This is a genomic window from Polaribacter sp. WD7, assembly GCF_003335085.1.
Classification (GTDB): Bacteria; Bacteroidota; Bacteroidia; order Flavobacteriales; family Flavobacteriaceae; genus Polaribacter.
The window spans coordinates 1-4,677 of sequence record NZ_QPEJ01000006.1 but is presented as its reverse complement, the minus strand read 5'-3'; the positions used below and the strand labels follow the sequence as shown (position 1 = coordinate 4,677).

Annotated in this window: 6 protein-coding genes; all 6 read right to left on the bottom strand. The window is 28.2% G+C overall.

Annotated elements, in window-relative coordinates:
- Positions 1 to 274: 274 nt before the first annotated feature.
- Positions 275 to 574, bottom strand: a complete 300-nt coding sequence (locus DUT90_RS00110) for a type II toxin-antitoxin system RelE/ParE family toxin (protein ID WP_114424690.1) — start codon at positions 572 to 574, stop codon at positions 275 to 277.
- Positions 556 to 792, bottom strand: coding sequence for a hypothetical protein (locus DUT90_RS00105; protein ID WP_114424689.1), 237 nt, complete (start codon positions 790 to 792; stop codon positions 556 to 558). The genes DUT90_RS00110 and DUT90_RS00105 overlap by 19 nt, the downstream gene beginning before the upstream one ends.
- Positions 793 to 2,257: 1,465 nt before the next feature.
- Positions 2,258 to 2,641 (bottom strand): VOC family protein, encoded by a 384-nt coding sequence (locus tag DUT90_RS00100; RefSeq protein ID WP_114424688.1) that lies wholly within the window; start codon positions 2,639 to 2,641, stop codon positions 2,258 to 2,260.
- Between the two features lie 7 nt (positions 2,642 to 2,648).
- Positions 2,649 to 3,074 carry a DUF1330 domain-containing protein gene (locus DUT90_RS00095; RefSeq protein WP_114424687.1) on the bottom strand — a complete coding sequence of 142 codons (426 nt, stop codon included), beginning with the start codon at positions 3,072 to 3,074 and terminating at the stop codon, positions 2,649 to 2,651.
- Positions 3,075 to 3,237: 163 nt separating this feature from the next.
- Positions 3,238 to 3,876, bottom strand: a complete 639-nt coding sequence (locus DUT90_RS00090; RefSeq protein ID WP_114424686.1) for a porin family protein — start codon at positions 3,874 to 3,876, stop codon at positions 3,238 to 3,240.
- A gap of 166 nt (positions 3,877 to 4,042) precedes the next feature.
- A complete protein-coding gene (locus DUT90_RS00085) occupies positions 4,043 to 4,540 on the bottom strand; it encodes a hypothetical protein (RefSeq protein ID WP_147266185.1) in 498 nt (165 codons plus the stop codon).
- Between the last annotated feature and the right edge of the window lie 137 nt (positions 4,541 to 4,677).

Here is a 4,677-nt window from a genome sequence, read left to right as displayed (position 1 = left end):
TTAGTTTCTAAGGTTACTTTTTGATAGGTTCTTTTTCGCCAGGGTTCTTTTTTTGTTTTCATAAGTGACTATAATTAATTGATTAATTTTTAGTCAACCTATTTCAGGAAAGTTCAGTTTTTATATTGTAGCCAACGGCTCTGTATAAGCCTTGTTGCGTTGTTTTCATTCTAAAAGTAAGCAAAATATTACTGATAAGAAAGTCCGCGAGGACTTTCGCAAATAGACTAAAAGCAAGCAATAAGGTTTATACTTTGTTGGCAAATCGTAATATTTACTTTATTCTTCTCTTCTTTTCATTTTGTCGATTATCCCAAAACGAAATAACTTCAATAGTATTCTCATTTATTTCATAAAAAATAAGATAAACTTTCATTGGGATAACTCTTGTTTTCTTGTTTGATGTTAATCTCCCAATAAATTCACTTTTTGATAGTGTTTTTAATATTTCCTCAGTTTCCGAAAGAATTTTTAAGCTATACTTTTTAGATCCATTCCTTTCATTATAAAATTCAAGAATTTTTCTAAGTTCATTTTTAGCGTTATTAGACCAAACTATTTCTTTGTTAGCCATTCTTTCATTTCGGAAATTACAGATTCATTCTTAGAAAATTCCCCGCTTTTAATTTGTTTTTTTCCAATTGAAATCGAAGTTTCTTGTTCTGAAGATAATTGATATAATCCTTGCTCTGAAGTGTCAAAAATTGTTTGAAGAGCTTTTAAAAAACTCAAATCTGAAGAAGTTTTAATTCTTGAAATTAAATTATTTTTTATTTGAGTTGTCATATCCATAATTAATTCATTTTAATCCCTAAATCAAAAATACATTTTTTTATTCAATCTTTAATTGCGTTCGTATTTTTTATGTTTGCCAACGGTTTTGTACATGAAAAAGTTGCGATTAAAGAGTACGGCAATTTTCCGCAGGAAAATTCCGTATTTAAATTAGCCACAATTTCGATGTAACCAAAAATAGCAATTTTTTATGTACGTTGTTAGCAAAAGCGGTTTTTCTTATAATTCCATATTTTTTTGAGTTTCCGAACTTCTTTATTTTTTAACTTTTTCCATTTTCACACGTTTCAATTCCGTAAGAGGCTCAATTCCATTTACTTTAAAATAAAGATTTTTCAGGTTTTTACGATTTAACTAATACTATAACTTTAATATTTCGAACGTTATAATTCCGCAAGAAACTCAATTTCAATTTCTTTAAACTAAGAATTTTTCAGATTTTGACGAATTTTCCAAAAACATAACTTTTTGTTTTCAGCGTTGTAAAATTTCACGTTTTTACAAGAAGAGAAGAGTATTTAAGAGTTTTTTGGAAAAAAATATTCCGGCACAACTAGAAAAATGAATTGATTGTATAAACGCTTTAATTTTTCAAAATTCACAATGTGTTTTAAAATGCAAAATTCAAGAGTTTCAGATTTAAAGAGAGAGATTTGAGCAATGTTTTTAGATATAAACCTATGCGTTTCTGGCTTCACTCAGCAGTTTTTGCTAACGGTTTTGTACATGAAAAAGTTGCGTTTAAAGAGTTCGGCAATTTTCCGCAGGAAAATTCCGTATTTAAAAAGGCAACAATTCTGATGTAACCCAAAAATAGCAATTTTTTATGTACGTTGTTGGCAGATGCGTTTTTATTTATTTTTTTTATAATTTCTAATTTCCATATATTTTATTTTCGCACGTTTCTTTTCCGTAAGATGCTCAATTCCATTTACTTTAAAATGAAGATTTTTCAGATTTTTACAATTTAACCAATACCATAACTTTCGTATTTCAAACGTTATGATTCCGCAAGAGACTCGACTTCAATTTCTTTAGACTGAGGATTTTTCAGATTTTGACGAATTTTCCAGAAATATAACTTTTTGTTTTCAGCGTTGTAAAATTCCACGTTTTTACAAGAAGAGAAGAGTATTTAAGAGTTTTTAGGAAAAAATATTCCGCCACAACTAGAAAAATGAATTGATTGTATAAACGCTTTAATTTTCAAAATTCACAATGTGTTTTAAAATGCAAAATTCAAGAGTTTCAGATTTAAAGAGAGAGATTTGAGCAATGTTTTTAGATATAAACCTATATGTTACTGGCTTCACTCAGCAGTTTCTGCCAACGGCTCCGGCTATGAGTAGTTGCGTGGTTTAGCACTAAACTTTGCAAGTACACACCAAGTTGGAAATTCCGCAGGAATTTCCAAAGTAGGCGAGAACAAGCAATTACTTATAGCCATTGTTGTGTGTAGTTTTTATTTTCCAAGTGGTTGTTTATATTTTACAATATCAATTCCAATTCCGTTTGGGTCTTCAATTGCAAAATGTCTTTCTCCCCAAGGTTCATCTCTTATATCCACCTTTATTTCAACTCCTTTACTTTTTATTTCTTCATATAAGTTATCGACATTGTCAACCTCGATAGTTAGGTACATTCCTTCTCCTTGAAAAGGTTTATGAAAAAAAGGTTGTTGGGTTGGATGATTTGGTAAAAGAAAACTCAATGTATCTTTTTCATTAGGTGTTTTAAGAAGAAGGTAAAATTCATTTTCAAATTTGATTTTAAACCCTAAATTCTCCGTATAAAATGACTTTGTTTTTGATAGTTTTGTGGTTAGTATTCCAGCATTTAATCTCATAATGATTTCAATTGTTTTGTATTTCTGTTGTAGGTAAAAGTCTCGAATCTGCCAATCCAGCCATTCTATGGCCTACATTATTCAAATAAACTTTACTCTGTGAAAAAGCCATAAATTTTTCAACTGACTTGTGTTTCATTAATAAAACAGCATCCCAGTTTTCGGAATCTGGTCCGATTAAAAAGTTTGTGCTTTTACCATAATAAATTATTTCACTCCCAATATTTTTTAATTCGGGTAATGTATTTTCCATATATAGATTGTAGGCTTCTTCGCCGGAAATTTTCGATTTAGGTTTTAATTCTTCCGAATTTGTATAATCAGCTTCTATGTGAAATTTCAATAGGTTTAGCATCACAATTTTTCCTTTATTAACATAATCCATATAAAATTTCTTTCCAGATTCTGGGCTTGCTTCTAAATGTTTTTTCATATTTCTTTGCGGTTTATGTATTACACACAACGTTTTTGTGTATATATCAGTTGCGTGGTTTATTCACTAAAGTTAGCAAATTATTACTGAATGGAAAATCCACGAGAGTTTTCCCAAGTAGGCTAGAAGCTAGCAATTGAATATACACGGTGTTACAAACAGTTTATATAGTATATTCAAGTCCTATATTAATTATTCTTTTATTCAAAAGAGATCCTCTTTTTTCATTTAAACTGTAATTATACCTGAGGTTAAATACAATTTTTTGGGACAAGTTGTATATTCCTCCAATAATCAATCCAGTTTCAAATTCATTTACATCAAATGTCGTTTTATTACTTCCAAAATTAACGGGTTCACTATACTTTTCTTTAAAGATATAAATAATATTAAATCCTCCTTCTATTTTTATTTTTTCATTTATTGAGTATCTGATTACAAGAGGGTTTTCAATTGAATATTCGCTAAATTTATACTTTTCATTCTGTTCGTTACTTGTTTGATTATTAGATATATCTATTCCAGGTTTGAAAAAATATGAAATTTCAGTTTGTTTTTTCTGAAAGTTGGGTTCTATTTGAATTTGAATTTTGTCAGTAAAACTATAATTAACAAAAATACCCGTAAAAAAACCAACATTGAAGTTGCTATTGATTTCAGTTTTCAAATGTTTTTCAGGTTGTTCAATTCTAAAGTTAAAAAGATTTATTCCTCCTTTTAAACCAAATTTTATTTTTGTTGATTGGCTATATGTAGATATTGTTAAAATTAAAATTCCTACAATGAATAATTTCCTTTTCATTTTTTCTGAGTTTGCTAAGTAATTGTTTGTAACGTTTTTGTATATGGTTTGTTGCGTGATTTAAGCACTAAATTTAACAAATAAAAATCGAATAGAAAATCCGCGAGGATTTTCGTAAGTAGGCTAAAACTAGCAATAAATTATATACGGTGTTAGGCACTGGTTTTTAAATTTCATTATCTATTACTATAATCATTAATCCTTCTAATGTATATCTTCTATAGAATTTCATAAATGCCATAAATGATAAATAAGAAATTCCACTTAATAAAAATAATATAATTCCGTTATTTAGATTAAACTCCAAGAAAAAAAATACTCTTATAAAAAAATAAATAGCGAGAAAATTGAAAATTAAACTTAAAGTTCTCAAAAATCCGTAAAGAGCAACATAATTACTCATTTTTGCTTGATGATTTTTACTATTTTCATATGCGTAATGAGTTATAATTCTATGAAAATCAAAATCATTCCCTTTTCCATCGTCATATTTTTCAGGTTTCTCTAATTTTTCTAATCCAAGTTTATTAATAAGTCTATTTGCTTTAGATACAACCATATCTTGTAAAAACTCATCTAGTGATTTTGTGTAAAATCTTTTGAACCCTAAAAGTTGACCAAAAATCCAATCAAAACACACACAAGGAAATAGAGTAAAAATCATAGTAATTCTCCAAATGTATTATACTGAAATAGGTTGACCTTTTTTTGATGATTTTCGACACGTTCAAGCTATTTTTTTCAGCCGTTTAGAAGGCAAAAAACTAGTTTGAACTCGGTTAGTTCTTAAATTGTTAGTTC

Bases quoted from the DNA above. Each gene is read 5' to 3' on its own strand.
- DUT90_RS00090 (WP_114424686.1), bottom strand. From the start codon at position 3,876: ATGAAAAGGAAATTATTCATTGTAGGAATTTTAATTTTAACAATATCT.
- DUT90_RS00110 (WP_114424690.1), bottom strand. From the start codon at position 574: ATGGCTAACAAAGAAATAGTTTGGTCTAATAACGCTAAAAATGAACTT.
- DUT90_RS00100 (WP_114424688.1), bottom strand. From the start codon at position 2,641: ATGAGATTAAATGCTGGAATACTAACCACAAAACTATCAAAAACAAAG.
- DUT90_RS00105 (WP_114424689.1), bottom strand. From the start codon at position 792: ATGGATATGACAACTCAAATAAAAAATAATTTAATTTCAAGAATTAAA.
- DUT90_RS00085 (WP_147266185.1), bottom strand. From the start codon at position 4,540: ATGATTTTTACTCTATTTCCTTGTGTGTGTTTTGATTGGATTTTTGGT.
- DUT90_RS00095 (WP_114424687.1), bottom strand. From the start codon at position 3,074: ATGAAAAAACATTTAGAAGCAAGCCCAGAATCTGGAAAGAAATTTTAT.